The organism is Kaistella sp. PBT33-4 (genome assembly GCF_029194425.1).
GTDB lineage: Bacteria > Bacteroidota > Bacteroidia > Flavobacteriales > Weeksellaceae > Marnyiella.
In genome coordinates this window covers 21,807-44,028 of the sequence record NZ_JARFYL010000002.1, presented here as the reverse complement: position 1 = coordinate 44,028, position 22,222 = coordinate 21,807, and the positions used below count along the sequence as shown (strand labels likewise).

Sequence of the window (22,222 nt, the reverse complement as noted above, 5' to 3'; positions counted from 1 at the left end):
ATGTATTTTTGAACACATTTTTCCTAAAGATACCAATTTGAACCTATTTCCATCTATTGAATATGCATCGCCGGCAGAAATAAGATCGCTGCAGGAGCAAAAGCTGGCAGAACTTCTGAAATACCTGCAGGATCATTCGGTTTTCTACCAACGCATGTTTTCTGCGAATGGGATCAATGTTGAAAATATCAGGAAACTGGAAGACCTGCAACAGTTGCCCCTCACCTCCAAATCAGATCTTCAGCAGTATAATCATGATTTTTTCTGTGTTCCAGGTCATAAGATCGTGGATTACAGCACGACCTCGGGAACCCTGGGTGATCCGGTTACCTTCGGCCTGTCCGACAGCGATCTGGAGCGGCTGGCTTATAACGAGGCCATTTCTTTCGCCTGTGCGGGCATTAAAGAAGGTGATCTGGTGCAGATGATGACTACAGTAGACAAGCGGTTTATGGCAGGTCTGGCTTATTTCCTCGGACTTCGGAAGATGGGAGCGGGTGTCATCAGGATGGGGCCTGGTATTCCGGAACTGCAGTGGGACAGCATTCTGCGCTATAAACCAAAATGGCTGATTACGGTGCCCTCTTTCCTGCTTAAAATGATTGAATTTGCTGAAAATCATGGAATCGATTACAGGAACTCTTCTGTTTACGGTGCTGTGTGCATTGGTGAAAGTCTGCGTGAGCAGGATTTCACAGACTCTGCGCTTTCCAGAAAAATCGGTGAAAAATGGGGTATCAGATTGTTTTCTACTTACGCATCCACAGAGATGAGTACTGCCTTCGCTGAATGCGGATTGCAGCAGGGAGGCCATCAGCATCCGGAGCTTATCATCACGGAAATTCTGGACGAAAATGGGGAGCCCGTGCTGCCAGGAGAAGCCGGAGAGTTGGTTGTTACTACCCTGGGAGTTGAAGCGTTACCTTTGCTGAGATTTAAGACCGGCGATCTTGTGACTGCTCATCATGAGCCTTGCGGATGTGGCAGAACCACTATGCGTCTGGGGCCTGTGGTAGGCAGGAAACAGCATATGATAAAATACCGCGGAACCACGCTTTACCCACCGGCTCTGAATGATATACTGAATGACTTTGATGGAATTACAGTTTACCAGATTGTAATTCGCACCAACAGTATCGGTACGGATGAAATTATCGTAAAAATCAGTACGGATGATAAAAGGGAGGAATTATTAAATGAAGTGAAAGACCGTTTCCGGGCAAAGCTACGCGTTAGTCCTAAGATTGAAATTATACCCGCGGAGGAACTGACGCTGCAGGTTCATAATCCAAAAAGCCGTAAACCCTTACATTTTCTGGATTTACGGCTTTAGAATCTGTCCCTTAGGTGAAGAAACGGTAGCCTGCTTAAAGTTTTATTTCCTTTTCGCTCTCAATCATGTAAGCCAGATTGCGGATTACATGATCATGTTTTTTCACGAAGGGATTGTCCTTGTTCCATACGTATCCTGCCAATACAGCACATATTTTCCTTTTGATATCCGGGTTTTCAGGCTGATGGAAAAACAGGGTCTGAAGGTTGCCGGTATACCATTCCTTTACATAAGTGGAGAATACACGTACTCCCGAAAGGATGTAGTCCGAATAATCGCGTTCCCAATTAACCATTTCACCTTCAATCTGTCTTTTGGCCAGTTTCGCCGCCAGCATGCCCGACTCTGTGGCAAAAGCCATTCCTGAGGAGAAAACAGGGTCCAGGAATTCTGCGGCATTCCCGGTTAGTGCATAACCCTCACCGTAAAGTTGCTTTACTGCGCAGGAATAATTGGTGAGCCGTCTGGGTTCGACAAGAAATTCCAGATCACCATAACGTTCACGGTAATAGTCCGATTTATTGATGGCATTCCGCAGCGCTTCAGCAGTGTTGCCGGTGGCCGAAAGCTGGTCAATGTATTCAGTTGGACCTACGATACCCACACTCGTATTTCCGTTGGAGAAAGGAATAACCCAAAGCCAAACCTCAGTTTCCAGGATGTCGAAAGATATGAGTGTTCCTTCCTGTCCCGGCACACGGGTAGTGTCTTTTACATGAGTGAAAATGGAAGAGTGGGGTTCCAGTGTGGATGGTTTTTCCAGATCCAGCAGGCGGGGGAGCACCCGTCCGTAACCGCTGCTGTCAATGACGAACTTAGCTTGGATTTCTTTGCTTTCACCGTTCTTATCTTTTACAGTGGTAATGGAATTGCTGCCGATAAACCTGATGGCGGTGACTTCCGACTCAAACTCAAGATCCACACCTTTTCGGATGATTTCCTGAGCCATCACATTGTCGAAATCGGCACGTGGTACCTGCCAGGTCCAGTCCCATCCTTCACCGAATTTATCGCTGAAATCAAAGACGCAAACTTCTTCACCTCTGATGAACCTGGCACCGGGCTTAATCTCGAAGTTCTGTTTTTTCAGTGCTTCCAGAAGACCAGCCTCATCAAAATGATCCATCACCCTGGGAATCAGGCTTTCACCAATAACGAAGCGCGGAAATCTGGTTTTTTCAACCACCTTAACTTTTAAACCATTATTGTGCAGCCAGGCCGAAGAAACACAGCCTGAAGGGCCTGCACCAATCACTAATACGTCCACAACTTCGTTATCCATGATTTGTATAGTTTTAATATCTTTGCGACAAATTTAGTCAAAATAGGCTATTTTTTATTTTTTTAAGACAATATTGAATGAGACTAGTCAATAATTTAAAGATTGAAGACTTCCAGAAGGTGATTTTTGAAAATGAAAAGGTTGAACTGGACGAATCCCTGGTAAGTAGGGTGGAGCAGAGTTTTCAGTTTTTAAAGGAGTTTTCGGAGAAAAAAGTCATTTACGGAGTTAATACCGGTTTTGGGCCCATGGCTCAGTACCGAATTCCCGAAAAAGATAAATACCAACTTCAGTACAACCTGATCAGAAGCCACGCTTCCGGAGTTGGTACTCCACTGAAACCTGCCGCGGCTAAGGCCTCTATGCTGGCGCGTCTCAATACGCTTTCGCAGGGAAAGTCTGCTGTTCATCCTTCTGTGATTCTGTTGCTTACCGAGCTAATAAATCAGGATGTTACACCACTCATCTTTGAGCACGGTGGGGTAGGAGCCAGCGGCGACCTTGTACAGCTTGCCCACCTGGCACTGGTGCTTATTGGTGAAGGCGAGGTTTTTTATAATGGCGAAAGAAGACCCACATCCGATGTTTATAAGGAGCTGGGACTGACACCCATAAATATTGAACTGCGGGAAGGTATTGGCCTGATGAACGGCACGTCGGTGATGTCCGGCATTGGGATCATTAATTCTTATAATACAAAGAAACTCATTGATCTCAGTATCAGGATGAGTTGTGCAATTAATGAAATTGTACAGGCTTATGACGATCATTTTTCTGAATCCCTGAACAGTACAAAAAGACATACCGGTCAGCAGAAAGTGGCGGCCAAAATGAGGGAATACCTTCAGGACAGCCAACTGATCCGTAAGCGCGAAGACCATCTTTATAATAAGGAAACACAGGAAGAGATCTTCAAGGATAAAGTTCAGGAGTATTATTCACTCAGATGTGTGCCGCAAATCCTGGGGCCTGTCCTGGACACGCTGGAATTTTCAGAAAAGGTTTTGGAGGACGAGATTAACTCTGCCAACGATAATCCCATCATCATTCCGGAAGAAAAACATGTGTACCACGGCGGTAACTTCCACGGCGACTATGTGTCCCTGGAAATGGACAAGCTGAAACTGGTAGTTACGAGACTCACCATGCTTGCAGAAAGACAGTTGAATTACCTTCTCAATTCAAAAATCAACGAAATCCTGCCTCCGTTCGTCAACCTTGGCCGTCTCGGCTTTAATTTTGGGATGCAGGGCGTACAGTTTACAGCTGTTTCTACGACGGCCGAAAACCAGGCACTTTCAACCTCAATGTATATTCACAGCATTCCCAATAATAACGATAATCAGGACATTGTGAGTATGGGCACCAATGCCGCTGTAATGTGTGAGAAAGTGATCAATAATGCCTATGAGGTGCTTGCTATTGAGCTCATCACCATTGTTCAGGCTATTGAGTATCTTGAATTTAAAGACAGTGTTTCTTCATCAACAAGAAAAATGTATGATGAGGTTAGGGAAATCGTGCCGGTCTTCAAGGAAGACATGGTGATGTATCCCTTTGTGCAGAAAATCAAGGATTACCTCATCAATAAATAAACTGAAAACCATGAAATGTGCAATAGTAACGGGAGGTTCGCGTGGTATTGGCAGTGCCATATGTGTAAAGCTGGCACAGGAGCAAAACTATCATATTATTATCAATTATACGTCCAACGGGGCAGCGGCAAATGATACTTTACAGAAGGTAATAGAAGCGGGCGCTACAGGTGAGATTCTGAAGTTTGATGTTTCCAATTATGAAGAAACCCAGTCTGTTCTGAACTCCTGGCAGGAAAATAATCCTGATGCTGTAGTAGAAGTGATTGTAAACAACGCCGGCATCACCCGTGACGGACTTTTTATGTGGATGCAGCCGGAGGACTGGAACAGTGTTATTAACACCAGCCTGAATGGTTTCTTCAATGTAACCAATTTCTTCATTCAGAAAATGCTGCGCAACAAATATGGCAGGATCATTAATATGGTTTCTGTTTCCGGCCTGAAAGGAACCGCTGGACAAACCAACTATTCTGCGGCAAAAGGCGCTGTTATTGGTGCTACCAAAGCCCTGGCGCAGGAAGTTGCGAAAAGGAAAATAACCGTAAATGCCGTTGCACCCGGATTTATTAAGACAGATATGACTCAGGAGTTTGATGAAAACGAACTTAAGCAGATGATTCCTGCAAACCGTTTCGGCGAAGCAGAAGAAGTTGCGGACCTTGTTGCATTCCTGGCTTCAGACAAAGCGGGTTATATTACAGGCGAGGTGATAAATATCAATGGTGGCATATATTCATAGAAAAGTGCTAACTTATTGGTCATAAGAAAAATCAGTCTCAGACATGGAAAACAGAGTCGTAATCACCGGTATGGGAATTTATTCCTGCCTCGGGATTACATTGGATGAAGTTAAAAATTCACTATATAACGGAAAATCCGGCATCATTTTCAGCCAGGAGCGTAAGGATTTTGGCTACAGGTCAGGGCTCACGGGATGGGTTCCTAAACCGGATCTTAAAAATGTGCTCAACCGCCGGCAGCGCATCAGCATGGGCGAGGAGAGCGAATATGCCTACATCGCCACACTTGATGCCTTTAAGGATGCCAGCATCTCACAGGACTTTCTGGATACCAATGAAGTGGGCATCCTTTATGGGAACGACAGCGTTTCGCAGGCCGTAGTGGAGTCCACCGATATTGTACGCGCGAAGAAGGACACCACCCTTATGGGGTCGGGAGCGATATTTAAGTCAATGAATTCTACGGTGACCATGAACCTCTCTACCATCTTCGCACTGAAAGGGATTAATCTTACCGTAAGTGCAGCCTGTGCCAGCGGATCACACTCCCTGGGACTGGCCTATCTGATGATAAAAGGAGGGCTTCAGGATATCATCGTGTGTGGTGGTGCACAGGAAACCAATAAATATGGCATGGCAAGTTTTGACGGTCTTGGTGTTTTTTCAGCACGCGAAGAGGATCCGGCCAAAGCCTCACGTCCTTTCGATTCTGCCCGCGACGGCCTGATACCCAGCGGTGGAGCCGCGACCCTTATTGTAGAAAGTCTGGAGAGCGCGAAAAGACGCGGTGCACAAATCATTGCGGAAATTGCAGGCTACGGTTTTTCGTCAAACGGAGGCCATATCTCTACTCCCAATGTGGAAGGTCCGGCCCTGGCTATGGAAAGATCACTGAAAAACGCTGGAATGCGCCCCGAACAAATTGACTATATCAACGCTCATGCTACCTCTACACCTATTGGTGATGCCAACGAGGCCAAAGCCATTCACCGTATTTTCGGAAGTAAAATACCGGTAAGTTCCACCAAGTCCATGACGGGGCATGAATGCTGGATGGCCGGCGCCAGCGAAATCATTTACTCCATACTAATGATGCAAAACAGCTTTATTGCACCCAATATCAATTTGGAAAACCCGGATGAAGATGCGCGTAATATTAATTTGGTCAGTGAGACCAGACACAGCAATATTGATGTATTTTTGTCCAATTCATTTGGTTTCGGCGGAACCAACTCGTCACTGATTATAAAGAAATTTGATAGATAAATAAGATACACGATGGAAAAAGAGAAAATTGTTTCAGTTGTCAACGGTTTTTTAATTAATGAATTTGAAGTGGATGGCTCAGAGATTCACAGCCAGGCGCCACTTAAGCAAACTTTAGGTCTGGACAGTCTGGACTATATTGACCTGGTGGTCATTATTGAAAGCAATTTCGGAGTTAAGCTTGGCGAAGCCGATTTTAAGAAAATGATCACTTTTGATGATTTTTATACCGCTATTCAGGAGAAAATTGGCGAAAAAGAGTTGGTATCCTAAAACTGTAAGTTGAGATCCATTGGATCTTCGTTGTTATTATAATGGCAAAATGGACCGGAAAATCCCGTGGAACCTTATTGGGCTACAGGATTTTTGTTTTTTGTATTAAAAATTTGGGAATTAAGGCAGCCTATGGAGTTTTGTACTTCGTATCGGCCTGGTATTTCCTGTTTCTCAAGAGCAACAACCGCTATATTTATTACTACTTTAAGTGCCGACTGGGCTGGAGTTCTCTTAAATCCCGATGGGCAGTTTACCGCAATTATTTTGTCTTTGGACAGACCATCATTGATAAAACGGCCATTGGCGCTGGCCTTCGCGACTGGTTTACCTATGAATTTGACGGCATAGACCATCTTAAAAGAATGATGGCCGACCAAAAGGGAGGTGTGCTCATCAGTGCGCATATCGGAAATTTCGAAATCGCAGAACGTTTCTTTGGTGAGATTGATTTCAATTACCAGATCAATTTGGTAACTACGGATCTCGAACACAGCATCATAAAAGAGTATCTCGAAAGTGTTTCCGACAGGAAAAGCAGTGTTAAATTCATCTTCATAAAGGAGGACATGTCGCACATCTTCGCCATTAATGAAGCACTTTCAAACAACGAACTCATCTGTTTTACCGGCGACCGTTATTTTGAAGGTTCAAAATTTCTTGAAACGGAGCTTTTGGGGAGGAAAGCAAAATTTCCCGCCGGACCATTTCTGATTGCTTCACGCCTCAACGTGCCGGTAGCCTATGTGTATGTGATGAAGGAACAAAATCTGCACTATCATCTGTATACGCGTATTGCACAGGTTAAACACCGCGATGCTCAGGGGCTGCTCCATTCCTACGTTCAGAATCTTGAAGGTATGCTGACAAAATACCCGCTGCAGTGGTTCAATTACTTTGACTTCTGGGAGGAGGTAGACTGAAAATTCTTTAAGTTTGATGCAAAGCATAATTCGCAGTGTCTAAAATATTTGACATAGTAGTAATTGGCAGCGGGCTGGGAGGACTCGTTTCTGCACTCGTTCTTGCTAAAGAAGGTCTGAGTGTATGTGTACTCGAAAAGAATAATCAGTTTGGGGGTAACCTGCAGACTTTTTCACGCCGTAAACTCATCTTCGATACGGGCGTACACTATCTTGGCGGGCTTTCGGAAGGTCAGAACCTTCACCGATACTTCAGCTATCTGGGTATAATGGAAGGTTTGAAACTGCAAAAACTCGACGAGGACGGTTTTGACATGATTAGTTTTGATAATGATGATACCGTATATCCCCATGCGCAGGGTTACGATAATTTTGTTGAACAGCTCTCAAAACATTTCCCGGCGGAACGTGAAAATCTTCTACGGTATGTGAATGGCATCCAGGAAGTTTGTGCGCAGTTTCCGCGCTATAATTTGGCTGGAAGTGAAAGGTATTCAGAAGAGATGCTTTATCTTAATGCTGCTGAATTCCTAAGGTCAATAACTGAAAATAAAAAACTGCAGGCTGTGCTTGCCGGTTCGGGTTTCCTGTATGCCGGACTGGATGAAAACACGCCTCTTTATGTTCATGCGCTCACCGTAAATTCCTATATACAGAGTTCGTACAAATGTACGGATGGAGGCAGTCAGATCTCCAAACTGCTCATTAGGGAACTGCGGAAATATGGAGCTGAAGTTTACAAACATGCAGATGTGAGCAGTTTTGTATACGATGACGCGGGAAATTTAAGTGCTGTGCGCACAAAAGATGCGAAGCAATATAACGGCTTACAGTTTATTTCCAATATTGAAATACGGCGTACCATTGAGCTTGCAGGTAAAGAAATGTTCAGGAAATCATTTAGAAACCGCATCGCTGAACTCAAACCTACATCCTCCTGTTTCAGTGTTTATCTGGCCTTGAAACCAGGTGCTGTTTCCTATTTCAACTATAACTGTTACCATTACAGTACAGAGAAGTATTCATCGAATGGTGGTTGTTGCGAAGAAGCGGCCTGGCCGGAATCCTATATGCTTTCCTGTACCTCCGACCGTAAAAATCCGGGATTTGCTGAAAGCATGACCGTTATCACTTATATGGAATTTGATGAGGTAAATCAATGGGAAGGTACAGACAATACAGTAGCTGATCCTCAGGAACGAGGCGGGGAGTATGAAAGATTTAAGGAAGAGAAAGCTGACCGGATCATAGCGCGCCTGGAAGAAAAATTTCCCGGGCTTAGAAATCATATTGCTGCAGTTTATACGTCGTCACCCCTGTCTTACCGCGATTATATCGGGAATTACAGGGGGAATATGTACGGTTATGAGAAAGATTCGGGTAATCCTTTAAAAACAATGGTGTCGCCGCGGACTAAGATTCCTAACTTATTCTTAACCGGCCAGACGGTTAATATGCACGGTATCCTGGGCGTAACGATTGGCGCTTTTGCTACCTGCGCAGAAATTTTGGGTTCAGAACTTATAGACCAGAGATTATCCACAGTATGATTAAAGCGGAGAAAATCAGGTGGTTTCTGCTAACGCATGGTTTTTGTGTGATGCTTTTTTTCTCTGCCATTTCCTGTGGAGTACAAAAGTCGGCGCAGCATATCCCCAATCTCAGCTCCTTCCCGGTTACAAAACCTGTGACCACTAAACTTAACGACAGCACAACCGTTTCCGGTCATAATTTCCTCACCAAAAACAGGCAGAATCTCTGGGAACTTTATATTTCGGGTAATGCGCTGCAATTGGGATATAACCAGGGTGCGCTTACCCAGGAACTTATGCATAAGCAGGAACAGATATTTTTTTCGAAAGTGGAAGATATGGTGCCATCCAAAAGGAAGCAGCGGCTTTTAAGCAAGGTTCTGAAATTTTACAACCGGAATATGTACTGTCATGTCAGTAATGATTTTCAGGCAGAGATTTATGGACTTTCTCAATATTCGGGGGATAAGTATGATTTTATCGCACCGAAGTTCCAGCGGAACCTTTATCTGCACGGTGCACACGACATCGGGCACGCACTGCAGGATCTAATGCTGGTCGGATGTTCCTCGCTGGCGGTATGGAACGGGAAATCTGAGAACGGTAAGCTCCTCATCGGCCGGAATTTTGATTTTTATGCCGGAGATGATTTTGCCAAAGAAAAAATTGTCGCATTTGTAAATCCCGAAGCTGGAATCCCGTATATGTCGGTTACTTGGCCGGGGATGACGGGTGTAGTTTCTGGCATGAATGCCGAAGGTCTGACCGTTACTATTAATGCGGGTAAATCGAAGATACCGCTAAGTGCCAAAACACCCATTTCGTTGGTAGCGAAAGAGATTCTGCAGTTTGCGGCAAATATTTCGGAAGCGGTAAAGATCGCCAAAAAAAGAAAGATATTTGTCTCCGAGAGCATTATGGTAGGCAGTGCAGCGGACCGGAAAGCAGTGTTGATTGAAATGTCACCTAAAAATTTTGGAGTGTTCGACGTTCAGAACTCTTCGGAACTTGTTTGCTCCAATCATTTCCAGTCGCAGGCTTACAGTAATGACAGGCGAAATAAGAAACATATTGCCGAAGGCCATTCCCAATATCGCTTTGACCGAATGAATGAGCTTCTGGAAAAAAGTGAAAAACTGAATCCGGCGAAAATGGCTTCCATTCTCCGAAATAAAGACGGCCTGAAGGATATCAGGCTGGGCTACGGCAACGAAAAAGCTTTGAACCAACTGTTGGCACATCATTCAGTCATTTTTTCGCCTGAGGAAAGACTGGTTTGGGTTTCCAGCAGTCCCTATCAGCTGGGTGAAATGGTAAGTTATGACCTGAAGGAGATTTTTAAGGAAAGGAAAGGTTATGTACTGAGTACCGGCGAAAGAAATATCGCCCGTGATCCTTTTGCTGATAGTCAGGAATTTCAGGATTATGAACTCTACCGGACAATAGACAGTGAAGTGGATGATGCCCTGAAAAAAAATACCGAGCTGCCCGCAGATTACCTGCAAAAGTATCAGCGACTTAATCCTGAACTGTGGAGCGTGTACTACAAGGCCGGAAAATATTATTATGAAAGGAAAGAATACACGAAGGCGACCGTACTGTTTGAAAAGGCACTGACCAAGGAGATTACCACGGTTCCCGACCGCAAAAAAGTGGAGAGATATTTAAAGAAATTAAAAGGAATTACGAAGTAGTTCTGTCCTTCTCTTCAGAATTGAACTTTTCAAGAAAATAATAAAACCCGAACCCAAACAGAGCAGAAACTATAGTAGACAGTATCAGGCTTCCCAAAACATACTGCAAAAGGTGCCTTTTAACCAAATCCAGACTGAATTCCTGATCCATGAAATTGGTCTCTGCGCCCAAGAGATAGCCGCCAATAGCCAGTGATCCGCCAACGATCAGGGGAATAAATGGCGGAATACTTACATTGGAAAATGCAAAAGCAAGTACTTTATTCAGTTTCAGCAATACTGCCAGGGAAATGGTAAGGAAAGTCTGAAAACCCCAAAAGGGTGACAAGCCGATGAATGTACCCAAGGCAATGGACATGGCCTTCTTACGGTTGCTGCCGTCACTTTCCAGAACATCTTCTTTCAGGAAGCGTTTAAAACTTTTTTTTTTGAAGTTGCGGATGAATTTGCGTGGCGCAATGTAAAAGATGGCTATGAATACCAACACTGTGTTCAGAATACTTATCCGCACAAAATCCGTGAAAGGGCGGAAATGGGAAACCCGTTCTTCCGGGTCGTACAGCACTTTTACCGGTACATTTTTTACAGGCACGCCTTTCCAGGCGGTCCGCACCATGATCTCAATTTCAAATTCGAACTTGGGTGTATAGAACTTCTTTGGAATTTTGTTCAAAGGATAAAGCCGGTAACCGGACTGCGTGTCCTTCAGTTTAATTCCGGTCTCAAACCAATACCAGAAGGTAGAGATCCGGTTGCCTAAACTGCTTTTCTGCGGTATGCCGGCCTGCTCCATATTCCGGTCGCCTACGAGCAGAACATCGCTGCCTTCATTTTCCAGCGCCTTTACAAAAACTGGGATGTCATTGGGATAATGCTGCCCGTCGGAATCTATGGTAATTGCATGGTTAAATCCCAATCTTCTTGCTTCGTTGAAACCCGTGCTCAAGGCATTTCCTTTGCCCCCGTTTATAGGAAGGCTGATTATCTTAATACCCTGATATTGTGTAAGAATGGATGCTGTAGAATCTGTGGAGCCATCATCAACTACAATGACATCCTCTGTATAATCAAGCACACCTTCAAGGACCCGCGAAAGGGTTTTGTGGTTGTTATACGTGGCGATCAGGACGCAGATCTTATGTTTTTTTAGAAGGATACGGGTCTCAGCAGGGGTCATGCTCCTTTATTTCAGCTTTTGTTTTTCTGCAGCGGTGAAGGATTTTGAGTTAGCCGCAAATTTCCTGATATGTGACTTCAGGGAGGAGTTTTGGTCAGTGTAATTTTTTAGAAGGAAAGCTTTGTCGGCAGCAATGTGGCCGTTGTATTTAATGAATTTCGGCAGACTTTCCTGAATGCTCAAACGTATAAGGCGCAGTTCTGCATTGTCAGGGTCCGCTTTCACGGCGTTTTCCAGCGATGTGGCGCCCGCCGAAATAATTTTCTTCCGTCCTTCACCCTTGGCAAATTTTGCCTGAATGATTTTTGCAGCAGCTTTGTATCCGGCCATTGTGGAACCCGAGCCTTTTTCCACCAGTTTCGCGAAACTGTCGGCATTTTGTTTGGTCGTGTGGGCAGATGGATATTTGGCGCGGACAGCCTCAAGGTCCGGCGCCTGAAATAAAAATATAAATGCGCTTAGGAATGCGATAATCAGTTTCATAAATCAGATGAATTTATAGTTTACGGACATCTTTAGAGCAATTGTCTCTCCAAACGAGGTTACGTTCTTTACCTTTACCTGTTCGCCGTCGGATTTAATATCCAGGTCCAGCTTCAGGACAGGTGTTGCATCAGGATTAATGATGGCCATGAATTTTACGTTATTGGCAGAGGTCAGGAATAATTTTCTTTCCAGAATCCGCTCCGTGACATCCTTTACGATCTGCATCATACAGACGCCGGGCGCTACCGGGTTTCCGGGAAAATGCCCACTGAAGATCTGATGCGCAGGATCCAGCGTAATCATGGCTGAGTAAGTTCCTTCGCCAGTATTCTCGCAAGAGTTCAAAATATAAAATCCGTTCAGTATATCCATGTTTTCGTTAATTAGGCTTATTCTGACTCAGGCTTAATATGGTTAAGCTTTATTTTAAGTCTGAAGTCTTTGTGTATCAGCGTTATTGAGTCGGCGAAGATAGCAGATTTTCCGTCAAACAGAAAATTAACCTTCTCCTTTCCGTTTTGGGTGATGACTGTTTTCTTCAGCAGACCATCTTTTTTATCGTAAAAAAGAAAATTTTTTCCTTTAGGATGTTCGGTTGCAAATATTTTAAACGCTGCATCTTCAGAAACTTCGGTTACATCATAACTTTCCTTTAACAAAGCCCTGAAATCCTTCTCCAGAAAATTTTTCACCACTTTCCTGTCCAGATCGGGAATAAGGTAATTGATCTTAAAAGCAGTATCAGAGATCTCAAAATCCAGCATTTTATTGCCGAAATCAGTGGTCATCGCTACCCGATGGATATCATCAGATATCTTTTTTATGATAAGTATTCCGCTAAGGTTATTGCCGTAAATCTCAATCTGAGTCCGGTACAGATAGTCAGTTTCCGGTGAGCTGAAATAGGTGTTCTCCACGACTGTTGATGCAGAGGAGCTTATGGAAGTGCCTGCCGGCGTATAAGATTTGCAGGACTGACTTGCAATCAGCAGGCTAAAGACTGAAAGCAGCAGCAGGTACAGGCGCATTGACCTTTGTGTTTTTAAAGACAATATTGGTGGTATCACCGGAGGCTTCCAGCATATTCACCTGCGTAACCACTGACTGGTTGGGTGCAAAGTGCAGGTCAACCTGTTTAATATATTTCAGCAATTGCGCAGATTTCGGGGTGAATCTTGCGATATTGGTGCCGGCATTTTTATAATAGCTTGCATTAAAATCCGGGTCATTCAGCAGGTTACCGTTGGCACTGCCGATAATCAGCCTGTTCAGCTTCTCAAAATTCCTGGATTTGGCATCGAAAGTAGATTTTTTACCCTGATCATTAATGTGCATTTTTCCGTTTTTGAAGATGACGCTGTATTGGTAAGGCTTTGTGTACTTCCAGCTTAACATGCCCGGTGCCTGCAGCGCCATCTGTCCGGAGGTTACAAGGTCTTTGTTCAGGAAATCCATTTTCTTGGTCTGTACAAAGTTGGCCTGCAGCGTTTTTATTTTCTTACTTTCAGCCGACATTTTAGCGGTGAACTGCCTGATTTCCGCCGCGTTCATTTTGGTCTGTGCCGATGTAAATAGACCTGCAAAAAGCAGGAGGAATGCTATAATGTTTGATTTCATTTCTTGAAGTTGAAAAGTTCTGACACGGTTACGCTTTTATAGTTTTCGCGCTCCAAAAATAGCAATATTTCCTCCAGCACACGGCAGGATTTATCTGAAGTATCGTGCAGCAGGATTATACTTCCGGGTTTAATTTTAGGCAGTATCCTTTTCAGTATCTTTTTTTCGTTGCTGATGGCTGTGTCGAAACTACGTATATTCCACCCAATGGACTTCGTACCGGTTATGCTGATTGCCCTGGCGATATTGGGATTTGTAATGCCAAATGGAGGACGGTAAAGGTCTGTGGTGAGACCTGCTTTCTTCAGCATCACTCTGTCGTTACGCAAGATTTCCCTTTTCATCCTGAAAGTGGAAAGAAAACCGGTTGCTTTGGAATGTGAAAAGGTATGGTTTCCCACTTCATGACCTTCAGTAACTGTTCTGTTGAAGATTTCCGGATGCTTTATTATTTGGGTTCCAACGCAGAAAAAAGTTGCTTTTTGCTGATGAGCCAGCAGCAGGTCCAGGAATTGTGGTGTAAATTCGGTAGGTCCGTCATCAAAAGTTAGTGCAACGATGCGTTCCTCAGCCTTTGGATTACTGATAAAGCTTTTCAGGAACCAGTTGAAATCCATATTGGTCACGCCTAAAAAAGTAACCACACCGAAAATTGCCAATGTAACAAAATACATCCGTAGTTCACCTTTCAAGAAATAGACAGCCAATGTGATGGCTATAAAAATTAAGATGGAAATCCGGTGTTTCAAATGACGCAGTTAAAGCAGATTGATAAATACATTTTACCCGATTCCTGTAAGCAGAACCGGCTGTCAGGCTTTTTTGAGCAAGGTCAAACTGTGGTCTTCACCATTAAGATGGTTGTAGATAAGGATACTATTGATGAAATCTTTCTGAATGTCCTTATTAATCCTCATCGCCTCCGGAATTTCCTGACGTTTCAGAATCTGGTTGGCCATAAAGAAGGCAAATCCGCTCGAAGTATTGAACTCACCGCACAGGTGCTTGAAGTACAGCCGATCTGCCCCCTCAAATATTTCCATAGCTGTTTTATAGTAGCTATCTGTGCGCGCATCTCCGCTGAAACCCAATAAAACCGCATCAATATCTGTGGTTGCCATATTATTCTTAGCCAGAAATTCGGATATGAAAGACGTTACTTCGTCTTCTGCAAGCTTGTTGATGAAAGTTACCTCCTGCAACTGTGCGCTTGTATTTTCAGATTTTTCTGAACTGAGTACGAAAAAGGCAGAACCTTCGCCCCAAACCACACCTGCTGTGGATGAATCAAGGTAATCTGCGGGTAAATCTGTTTCTTTTTTAATAGTCCCTTTTAAACGGTACAGTTCCATCGTCCTTGCCGCCTTTTCATCTGTCGCGCCAACCAGAATGTTGTTTGCTTCGTCATGTTCGATCTGAAGCTTCGCGTCCAGCAGACTCATTTCCAGCGATGAACCCGGATTTACATACGTGAAATTATAGGCATGGCAGGAATTGGCCAAAGCAATCTGTCCTGCTACGGTATTGTGTGTGGATTGTATGAAATGTGTAGGCGTCAGGAATTCCTCGTTATTTTCGATAACGTTTTTCAGAAACTTCTCAGAGTCCTCTTCGCAGCCCATTCCCGTACCAACGATAATGGCATCCGGTGTCACTATACCGGCTTCGTTCATGGCTTTCTGCGCGGCTACAGCACTCATCCTCACCGTTTTGGACATCCGTCTGATCTGAGCCGGCGGAATAAATTCTTTATAATTGGGAGCAACCGCATTAAGCAGCACTGAGGTTTGGTCGGCTTCCATTGTATGGAAAAATACTGCATTCAGCGTGTCCTGCACCGAAATACACACGGCACTGTTAACATAAACCGGCTTCATGATTTCGAGAAAATTAAAGTGGAACAGTTGCCTCCGAACCCAAATGAATTTGAGAGTACGTGATTGATTTCCTTCCGTTTAAGTTCTGTTACAGGCGTAAGGTCAAACTCCTGCATCGGCGTTTTAAAGTTAAGATTTGGGAAGATAACTCCGTTGTTGATTGCAAGTATGGAATAGACCGCTTCTACTGCCGCAGCAGCAGCCAGAGTGTGTCCTGTAAAGGCTTTGGTAGAACTGAAATCCGGCACCTGGTCATCACCAAAAATCCTCAGCATGGCCGTACCTTCCGAAAGGTCATTATTGGGCGTCGCCGTTCCGTGCGCGTTGATATAGTCGATATCTCTTGTGTCAAGCTCCGATACTTTCAGCGCCTTTTCCATAGCCAGATAGGCACCGGTTCCGTCTTCGGAGGAAGCGGTCTGATGGTGGGCGTCGTTCGCATTGGCATACCCCGATAGCCAGGCAATCGGCTTTTTATTTTCTTTCTCTAAGACCTCATCACTTTCCAGTACCAAAAAAGCGGCTGCTTCACCAAGATTAAGACCCTTGCGGTCATTATCGAAAGGCGTATTGTAAGTATCGGTGACAATCATCAGGGTTTTGAAACCGTTCAGCGTGAATTTTGAGAGTCCGTCGGTACCGCCTACGATCACACGGTCCAGAATGCCGCTCTGTATAAGTTTCGCACCCATCATAATGGCATTGGCCGCCGATGAACATGCTGTACTTATTGTGGAAACCATGCCTTTCAGACCTAAAACCTCAGCAATTGCCAAAGAGGACTGTCCGGCATCATGAGTAGCGATGTATTTCTGTTTATCAGGTTGGTTTTCGTAGTCGTAGAAGTATTTTTCGGTAACGTCCATACCGCCCACGCTTGTTGATGAAATAAGTCCTGTGCGATATTGGTTCAGGTTCTTAATGCCGGCACTTTCTACGGCTTCCTTTGCCGCCACAATACCCAGGAGGGTGCTGCGTGCGTAATTGTTGTCTTCGGGAATACCCAACTCTGAAATCAGGTCTTCGTTAGACATTTTTATTTCCCCCAGTTTCACCTCGCCACGGTGGCGTGTTTCAAGGAATTCGATATCGGAAATCCCATGTCTGGACTCCAGAAGTGAGGTGTAATTTTCTTCTACATTCCGGCCAATGGAGGAAATGATTCCCATGCCGGTGATGGCAATCTTTCGCGACATGGACTATTTGGTTCTGTGCTGTTCGATATAGGTAGCCATCGTGTCGATGCTTTCGAAGATTTCCTTCCCTTTCTTTGGGTCAGCCAGCTTAATTCCGTACTGCTTGTCCAGTAAAACGATAAGCTCCAGCGCGTCTATGGAATCCAATCCAAGGCCGCCGCCGAAAAGTGGTGCATCGTTTGCGATTTCCTCTGCAGAAACATCTTCAAGGTTCAGTACTTCTATAATTTTATGCTTTAATTCTTCTCTTAAGTCCATAATTTCTTTTATAAGGTCAACAAATATACAAAACCTTTGTAATTCTCCCCGTACAATTCCGTCCAGCCCACCAGCACCTGCTCTGCCTTTCCTGACTTCAGGAGCTGTCCTGCGTAAAGGTTCATGAAGTCTTCATCAAACTCATCGGTGACGAAGAAAGCATTCTCGGTTTGAAGCTGATGCCTGATGCTGATCTCACCCAGACAGATATTTGGGAGGGTGTATACAAAAACCGCCGGGCTTGGGAAATAATTTTCTTCCAAATTGATACTTTCCTGATATTTCATGTCGGTATCCAGACTGGAGGACCGGTTGGCGAAAACCAAAGCGGTGTTTTTATTCTCCTCATCCCTCAATACCATTTCCGAAGCCATAAATGCAAGTTTGCTTAAAGCATCCATCTTGTGGAATTTGGGATAGTCAAAACTGAACTTTTTATAAACAGACTTGGCAAAATCGCTGAAATGGAGGTGCGCTTCCTGAAAAACCACCTCATCATCCACTGTGATGCTGCCATTTTCTATACTGCAGGTTTTCAGTGTTTTCATTGGGCACATTTTTTCAGGATAATGGCTGCATTTGACCCGCCAAAGCCGGAAGCCGTTTTCAAAATATATTCAATTTCCTGAGCTTTATTTTCGGTAATGATATTCAGAGTATGCGAAACACCGGGCTTTTCAAGATTCAGGCTTTTAATTAACGTATTGTTGCGGCCACATTCCATAGCGATAATAATTTCCAGCAATCCCGAGGCTCCCAGACAGTGTCCATAGAAGCCTTTAAGGCTGTTTGCGGGCACATTTTGTAAGCCCGCCCGTGTAAAGGCGATGCTTTCCATTTCGTCATTATAAATAGTGGCTGTACCGTGTGCGGATAGGTAATCCAGCTGTTCCGCTGAAATCTGTGCTTCTTTTAATGCATTTTCAATGCTGCGGAACAGACCTTCGCCCGTTCTGGAAGGTCCGGAAATATGGTTGGCATCATTTACCGCACTCTCACCCAGGATTTTAAAATATATACCGTCAGTTGGTGGAGTGGAGGTTACATACAACGCTGCCGCGGCCTCACCGATCGTAATTCCGTCACGGCTTTCATCGTAAGGTTTACAAGGCTCCGAACTCATAGCCTGGAAGGAGTTGAAACCCGAGATTACAAACTCCGAAACCTCATCGCCGGCTAAAACATAAGCATCTTCGTACAGCCCCGACTCGATCATGTTTTTTGCCACCGAAACCGCCATCACACCTGAAACACAGGCATTCGAAATGACCACAGGCTTTGTTTTAAAGCCGAAAACATCGGCGATTGTCTTCGCGAGCTCTGAAAGGTAAGCCTCTTCAGGTGGTGCAATTTTGTTTTTCAGCAGGGAAACGTTTCCTTTGGTAGTAGAAAGGATGAAGGCTGTTTTTTCCTTAACGCCATTTTTTTCAATCAGCGGTTTCAGGCTTAGCAGCAGCATTTTTTCCAGCCGCGTGAAATTCTCAGATTTAAATTCAGCCGTGAAAATACTTCCGAGTTCATTATTGTCAATGATCCCTGCATGAAAAGGTGGCTGGCTCTCAAAAAGATCATGCTTCCTGATTCCGGATTTTCCGTCCAGAACATTTTGCCAATTGTCTTCCGCATTGTAACCTAAAGGTGTAACGCAGTTGTAATCTGTAATGTAGGTGACCGTTTTCTCCATTATGAAAGTCCCATTTTATCCTTCCAGTGCTGAAAAAAGGTTGGATTATACAGTTGTAGGTTTCCGTCCGTATCAATAAAAACCTGAACGGTCTCGCCGGAGCAGACCAGTTTATTTTCTTCATTAAAGATCCGGTAGCGGAACATCATTTTTGCTGTGGGCAAATTCACGAAAGTGGTTTCAACGGTTATGGTTTCGCCATATTTCAAAGGGAGAAAATGTTCACAAACCGTTCTCACAATCGGTGTGGCAAATCCGTTATGCTGGACATCCAGATAGGAAATGCCGTGTTCGCGACCGAAGGCTTCGCGTCCGTCCTCAAAATAGACAATATAGTGACCGTGCCATACAATCCCGAGCGGGTCGCACTCGTTGAAGCGCACCCTAACCGTTTGCCGGTTTATGATGGCATCAGATGGAGTGTTTTTTTCTTTCATAAATTAAAGCTATAAGCACTGTTACAATATAGAACAAAAGCAAAAGGCCCACCCCGGGCAGCACCTGCGATATGCCGGCGTTCCTCAGGATAATGTCATAATAAGCATTGAGCCCCCAGTTCATTGGCGAGAAGCTTGATATCGTCTGCATAAAGTCTGGCATCATAAATACCGGCACCCAAATACCGCCAATTGCCGCCAGAATTACTACCGAGGTCGCTCCCAGAGGCGCCGACTGTTCCTGGGTGTCTGTTAATGTTCCGAGCAGGATGCCAAATCCGATGGCTGCCAATCCTGCGAAAAAGGTCACGAAAAGCAACTCAGGAAGTTTTCCGGCCACCTCAAACTTCGGCAGGTCCAGATAGGGGAAAAGGTAAACGCCCACCGCAAGCATCAGCAAAAACTGTATCATGCAGATCATGAGATAGGTGAAAGTCTTGCCGAGGACGTGTACATAATAAGGCGTATGGTTCGCCAGGATGCGGATGATGGTTCCCTGGTTTTTTTCCTTTACAAGGTTGATGGAAAGCGGCACCACAATGAAGAAGATCGCAAACAGGGCCCAGGCCGGCACATTGTGCTGTACGGAGTTGGGCAGGGCTTCGTCATCACCTTTAGGGGTTATTTCCTTAAAAGCGATAAATTTCTGGTCAAAAGAAATATCATCTTCGGTTCCCAGTTGGTCCTGAAAGGCTGCGTAGATTTTCTGATTTTCAATGGTCGCTACCATTTCATTTACCGAACTCTTCACGCCGCTCTTGAAGCCTGCGCTCGTCACCGGATCAAAATAGAGGTGGATTTCTTTGGCCTTCGGAAGTTCACGCTGCACCACTGCCGTGTCAGTTTCGCCAACGCCCAGCGAACTTACGATGGACTGAACCTTAAAGTCGATGCTTTGGTTCATGTTCTCCGTGAGATTTTCCGGAATCACGATGGCCATCTGATAATCGCCGTTGAAGACCGCCTGTCTGGCTTTAGCTTCGTCTAAATCTTTCGTGATAAGGTTGAAGGTATCGCCCTTTTTCAGTCCGTCCGTTATGATTTTCGAAACCTCGGCTTTGTCATTGTCAACAAGTAAAAGCGGGATTTTGGTACCCTCCAGATTTTTGAAGGTGGAATCCTGAATAAGCGTAATGGTGATGATGAGCACCAGGGGCATGATGAAGATGATCAGGATGCCGCCCATGTCTCGTTTCAGCAATAAGATCTCCTTCCACAGGGCTCTCCAGAGTTTATATAACATCGCGAAGTTCTTTTCCGGTTAGTGAAATGAAAACGTCTTCCAGGTTTTCCGCTTTTGGGGTGTTGGCAATGAGTTCCTCCGGACTGCCAATGGCGTAGATCTGACCGTTGTCGATGATGGCGATCTTAGTGCAAAATTCCTCAGCTTCCTGAAGGTGGTGCGAGGTGTACACGATGCTGGTGCCATTTTGGTTGAGTTCCTTCAGGAATTCGATGATCACGTTCCGGGACTGCACATCTACACCCACAGTCGGTTCATCCAGGAAAAGGACTTTCGGGTTGTGCATAATACCAGCGATCAGGTTGCAGCGGCGCTTCATTCCGCCGGAGAAATGTTCAATTTTCTTGTTGGCGAAGTTGGTAAGGCCCACACGCTCCAGCATGGTATCGATTTTTTGGTGCAGATCAGCATGTTTCAAACCGTAGAGTGAGCCGAAGAACATCAGGTTTTCGCTGGCGGTCAGCGTAGGATAGAGGGCGTATTCCTGAGGTACGATGCCGGTGATTTTTTTAATGGAGTTCAGCCGGTTTCGTGGCGAAAGTCCGTTAATGGTATAGCTTCCGGAGGTCGGCTTAATCAGTCCGCAGAGCATGGAAATCAGGGTGGTCTTGCCGGCGCCGTTGGGCCCGAGGATGCCGTAGATTTCGTTTTCCGCAATCTCCAGCGAAATATTGTTCACAGAGAACTCGTCTGCGTTTTTATATTTCTTGTAGAGGTTTTTAATTTCGATAATATTTGTAGCCAAAAGCAATGGTTTTCAGGCTGCAAAATAGTGATTTTAGAGGGAAGGGGAAAGGGCAGTGAATTGGGTGGTAGTTGGATGTACGTCACTGAGTACTTGCCGATAAAATTAATTCGTCTGACTGCTCAAGTTAAAATCTTACAAATAAGTTTAATTTCACTAAACTTGCAGTTAAATGTTAACTCCAATAAACTGAGTTTAAAAACAGCAACTATGAAAAAATTTCTCGCTTTGTTTCTTTTGCTTTTTGGCCTGCTTATCTCTGCACAGGAAATCCAGATAAAAACTGATTCTGTTTATGCAGAGGTGGAAGAGGCAGCGGAATACCCCGGTGGTTTGCAGAAATTCCGTCAGGCAATAATGAAAGATTTTAATGCATCCAAAATCACCGGGAAAGGAATGCTAGCTTCCGAAACCACTTTTGTAATTACCACCGAAGGCCGGATTACAGACATTAAATACACAGGAAATGCGGCTTTGGGAAATGAAATGGTCCGTGTGCTTTCCAATATAAAAGAGCGGTGGATTCCTGCTAAAATTAATGGTCAGCCAGTAAAAAGCAATTATAAATTGCCTATGAACATGCGTTTCGAATAGATCAATAGACGGGGTTCTATTAAGCAATCTGTAAGCTCATTCCAAAGAATTATTATACCTAAGTCTGTTGGCTTTTATCCTGTTTCTGTATTCAGGGTTGTTCACGCGGCCCTGAAGGGGATCACTCATAAACTCATTCCTTTTTGAATATATACTGCTCGCGGGTAACTTCTATGCCTTTTTTCTGCACTAAATAACTGAGCTCATATCCAGGGTATCCTGAACAAAAGTGAATTTATATTTTACAATTATTGTTGAGGAATCCCG

Annotated in this window: 24 protein-coding genes; 9 read left to right on the top strand and 15 right to left on the bottom strand. The window is 44.5% G+C overall.

Annotation, left to right across the window (positions count from 1 at the left end; translation table 11 throughout):
* The first annotated feature begins 37 nt into the window (after positions 1 to 37).
* Positions 38 to 1,333 (top strand): AMP-binding protein, encoded by a 1,296-nt coding sequence (locus P0M11_RS03135; protein ID WP_275624423.1) that lies wholly within the window; start codon positions 38 to 40, stop codon positions 1,331 to 1,333.
* 34 nt (positions 1,334 to 1,367) lie between these two features.
* On the opposite strand, the gene P0M11_RS03130 is transcribed toward P0M11_RS03135, so the two are convergent.
* A complete protein-coding gene (locus P0M11_RS03130; protein WP_275624422.1) occupies positions 1,368 to 2,615 on the bottom strand; it encodes an NAD(P)/FAD-dependent oxidoreductase in 1,248 nt (415 codons plus the stop codon).
* A gap of 77 nt (positions 2,616 to 2,692) precedes the next feature.
* Here P0M11_RS03130 and P0M11_RS03125 point away from each other — a divergent pair, with 77 nt between their 5' ends.
* Genes P0M11_RS03125 through P0M11_RS03095 form a run of 7 tightly spaced genes read left to right on the top strand, consistent with a single transcriptional unit; the run spans position 2,693 to position 10,641 of the window.
* Positions 2,693 to 4,210, top strand: a complete 1,518-nt coding sequence (locus P0M11_RS03125) for an aromatic amino acid ammonia-lyase (protein WP_275624421.1) — start codon at positions 2,693 to 2,695, stop codon at positions 4,208 to 4,210.
* A 10-nt stretch (positions 4,211 to 4,220) separates the two neighbouring features.
* Entirely contained in the window at positions 4,221 to 4,952 is a 732-nt protein-coding gene (gene fabG / locus P0M11_RS03120; RefSeq protein ID WP_275624420.1) for a 3-oxoacyl-ACP reductase FabG, read from the top strand.
* A 43-nt stretch (positions 4,953 to 4,995) separates the two neighbouring features.
* Positions 4,996 to 6,219 (top strand): beta-ketoacyl-[acyl-carrier-protein] synthase family protein, encoded by a 1,224-nt coding sequence (locus P0M11_RS03115; RefSeq protein ID WP_275624419.1) that lies wholly within the window; start codon positions 4,996 to 4,998, stop codon positions 6,217 to 6,219.
* A gap of 12 nt (positions 6,220 to 6,231) precedes the next feature.
* Positions 6,232 to 6,492, top strand: a complete 261-nt coding sequence (locus P0M11_RS03110; protein ID WP_275624418.1) for a phosphopantetheine-binding protein — start codon at positions 6,232 to 6,234, stop codon at positions 6,490 to 6,492.
* Between the two features lie 41 nt (positions 6,493 to 6,533).
* Positions 6,534 to 7,415 carry a lipid A biosynthesis acyltransferase gene (locus P0M11_RS03105; RefSeq protein ID WP_275624417.1) on the top strand — a complete coding sequence of 294 codons (882 nt, stop codon included), beginning with the start codon at positions 6,534 to 6,536 and terminating at the stop codon, positions 7,413 to 7,415.
* A gap of 35 nt (positions 7,416 to 7,450) precedes the next feature.
* Positions 7,451 to 8,965: an NAD(P)/FAD-dependent oxidoreductase gene (locus P0M11_RS03100; RefSeq protein ID WP_275624416.1), complete on the top strand. Its 1,515-nt coding sequence runs from the start codon at positions 7,451 to 7,453 to the stop codon at positions 8,963 to 8,965.
* A gap of 50 nt (positions 8,966 to 9,015) precedes the next feature.
* Complete coding sequence (locus P0M11_RS03095) at positions 9,016 to 10,641, top strand: C45 family peptidase (protein ID WP_275624856.1); 1,626 nt, start codon at positions 9,016 to 9,018, stop codon at positions 10,639 to 10,641.
* Here P0M11_RS03095 and P0M11_RS03090 read toward each other — a convergent pair.
* The 14 genes from P0M11_RS03090 to P0M11_RS03025 form a co-directional block, all read right to left on the bottom strand.
* Entirely contained in the window at positions 10,631 to 11,818 is a 1,188-nt protein-coding gene (locus P0M11_RS03090) for a DUF2062 domain-containing protein (RefSeq protein ID WP_275624415.1), read from the bottom strand. The genes P0M11_RS03095 and P0M11_RS03090 overlap by 11 nt on opposite strands.
* A 6-nt stretch (positions 11,819 to 11,824) precedes the next feature.
* The gene (locus tag P0M11_RS03085; protein WP_275624414.1) at positions 11,825 to 12,301 is read right to left on the bottom strand and encodes a hypothetical protein; all 477 of its coding nucleotides are present in this window, start codon (positions 12,299 to 12,301) and stop codon (positions 11,825 to 11,827) included.
* A gap of 3 nt (positions 12,302 to 12,304) precedes the next feature.
* Positions 12,305 to 12,676 (bottom strand): 3-hydroxyacyl-ACP dehydratase, encoded by a 372-nt coding sequence (locus P0M11_RS03080; RefSeq protein ID WP_275624413.1) that lies wholly within the window; start codon positions 12,674 to 12,676, stop codon positions 12,305 to 12,307.
* A 17-nt stretch (positions 12,677 to 12,693) separates the two neighbouring features.
* Positions 12,694 to 13,332 (bottom strand): hypothetical protein, encoded by a 639-nt coding sequence (locus P0M11_RS03075; RefSeq protein WP_275624412.1) that lies wholly within the window; start codon positions 13,330 to 13,332, stop codon positions 12,694 to 12,696.
* A complete protein-coding gene (locus P0M11_RS03070; protein WP_275624411.1) occupies positions 13,298 to 13,921 on the bottom strand; it encodes an outer membrane lipoprotein carrier protein LolA in 624 nt (207 codons plus the stop codon). The genes P0M11_RS03075 and P0M11_RS03070 overlap by 35 nt, the downstream gene beginning before the upstream one ends.
* The gene (locus P0M11_RS03065) at positions 13,918 to 14,670 is read right to left on the bottom strand and encodes a polysaccharide deacetylase family protein (RefSeq protein WP_275624410.1); all 753 of its coding nucleotides are present in this window, start codon (positions 14,668 to 14,670) and stop codon (positions 13,918 to 13,920) included. The genes P0M11_RS03070 and P0M11_RS03065 overlap by 4 nt, the downstream gene beginning before the upstream one ends.
* A gap of 63 nt (positions 14,671 to 14,733) precedes the next feature.
* Entirely contained in the window at positions 14,734 to 15,798 is a 1,065-nt protein-coding gene (locus P0M11_RS03060) for a beta-ketoacyl synthase N-terminal-like domain-containing protein (RefSeq protein ID WP_275624409.1), read from the bottom strand.
* Positions 15,795 to 16,994 carry a beta-ketoacyl-[acyl-carrier-protein] synthase family protein gene (locus tag P0M11_RS03055; protein ID WP_275624408.1) on the bottom strand — a complete coding sequence of 400 codons (1,200 nt, stop codon included), beginning with the start codon at positions 16,992 to 16,994 and terminating at the stop codon, positions 15,795 to 15,797. Before P0M11_RS03055 ends, P0M11_RS03060 begins: the two co-directional genes overlap by 4 nt.
* Before the next feature lie 3 nt (positions 16,995 to 16,997).
* Positions 16,998 to 17,255, bottom strand: a complete 258-nt coding sequence (locus P0M11_RS03050) for a phosphopantetheine-binding protein (RefSeq protein WP_158065060.1) — start codon at positions 17,253 to 17,255, stop codon at positions 16,998 to 17,000.
* A gap of 5 nt (positions 17,256 to 17,260) precedes the next feature.
* The gene (locus P0M11_RS03045; protein ID WP_275624855.1) at positions 17,261 to 17,791 is read right to left on the bottom strand and encodes a 3-oxoacyl-ACP synthase; all 531 of its coding nucleotides are present in this window, start codon (positions 17,789 to 17,791) and stop codon (positions 17,261 to 17,263) included.
* Positions 17,792 to 17,796: 5 nt separating this feature from the next.
* Complete coding sequence (locus P0M11_RS03040) at positions 17,797 to 18,936, bottom strand: beta-ketoacyl synthase N-terminal-like domain-containing protein (RefSeq protein ID WP_275624407.1); 1,140 nt, start codon at positions 18,934 to 18,936, stop codon at positions 17,797 to 17,799.
* Positions 18,936 to 19,373 (bottom strand): acyl-CoA thioesterase, encoded by a 438-nt coding sequence (locus P0M11_RS03035; protein WP_158065057.1) that lies wholly within the window; start codon positions 19,371 to 19,373, stop codon positions 18,936 to 18,938. The genes P0M11_RS03040 and P0M11_RS03035 overlap by 1 nt, the downstream gene beginning before the upstream one ends.
* Positions 19,348 to 20,616 carry an ABC transporter permease gene (locus P0M11_RS03030; protein ID WP_275624406.1) on the bottom strand — a complete coding sequence of 423 codons (1,269 nt, stop codon included), beginning with the start codon at positions 20,614 to 20,616 and terminating at the stop codon, positions 19,348 to 19,350. Before P0M11_RS03030 ends, P0M11_RS03035 begins: the two co-directional genes overlap by 26 nt.
* Complete coding sequence (locus P0M11_RS03025) at positions 20,606 to 21,361, bottom strand: ABC transporter ATP-binding protein (RefSeq protein ID WP_275624405.1); 756 nt, start codon at positions 21,359 to 21,361, stop codon at positions 20,606 to 20,608. The genes P0M11_RS03030 and P0M11_RS03025 overlap by 11 nt, the downstream gene beginning before the upstream one ends.
* 27 nt (positions 21,362 to 21,388) lie before the next feature.
* On the opposite strand from P0M11_RS03025, the gene P0M11_RS03020 reads away from it, so the two are divergent.
* Positions 21,389 to 21,955, top strand: coding sequence for a hypothetical protein (locus P0M11_RS03020; RefSeq protein WP_275624404.1), 567 nt, complete (start codon positions 21,389 to 21,391; stop codon positions 21,953 to 21,955).
* The last annotated feature ends 267 nt before the right edge of the window (positions 21,956 to 22,222 follow it).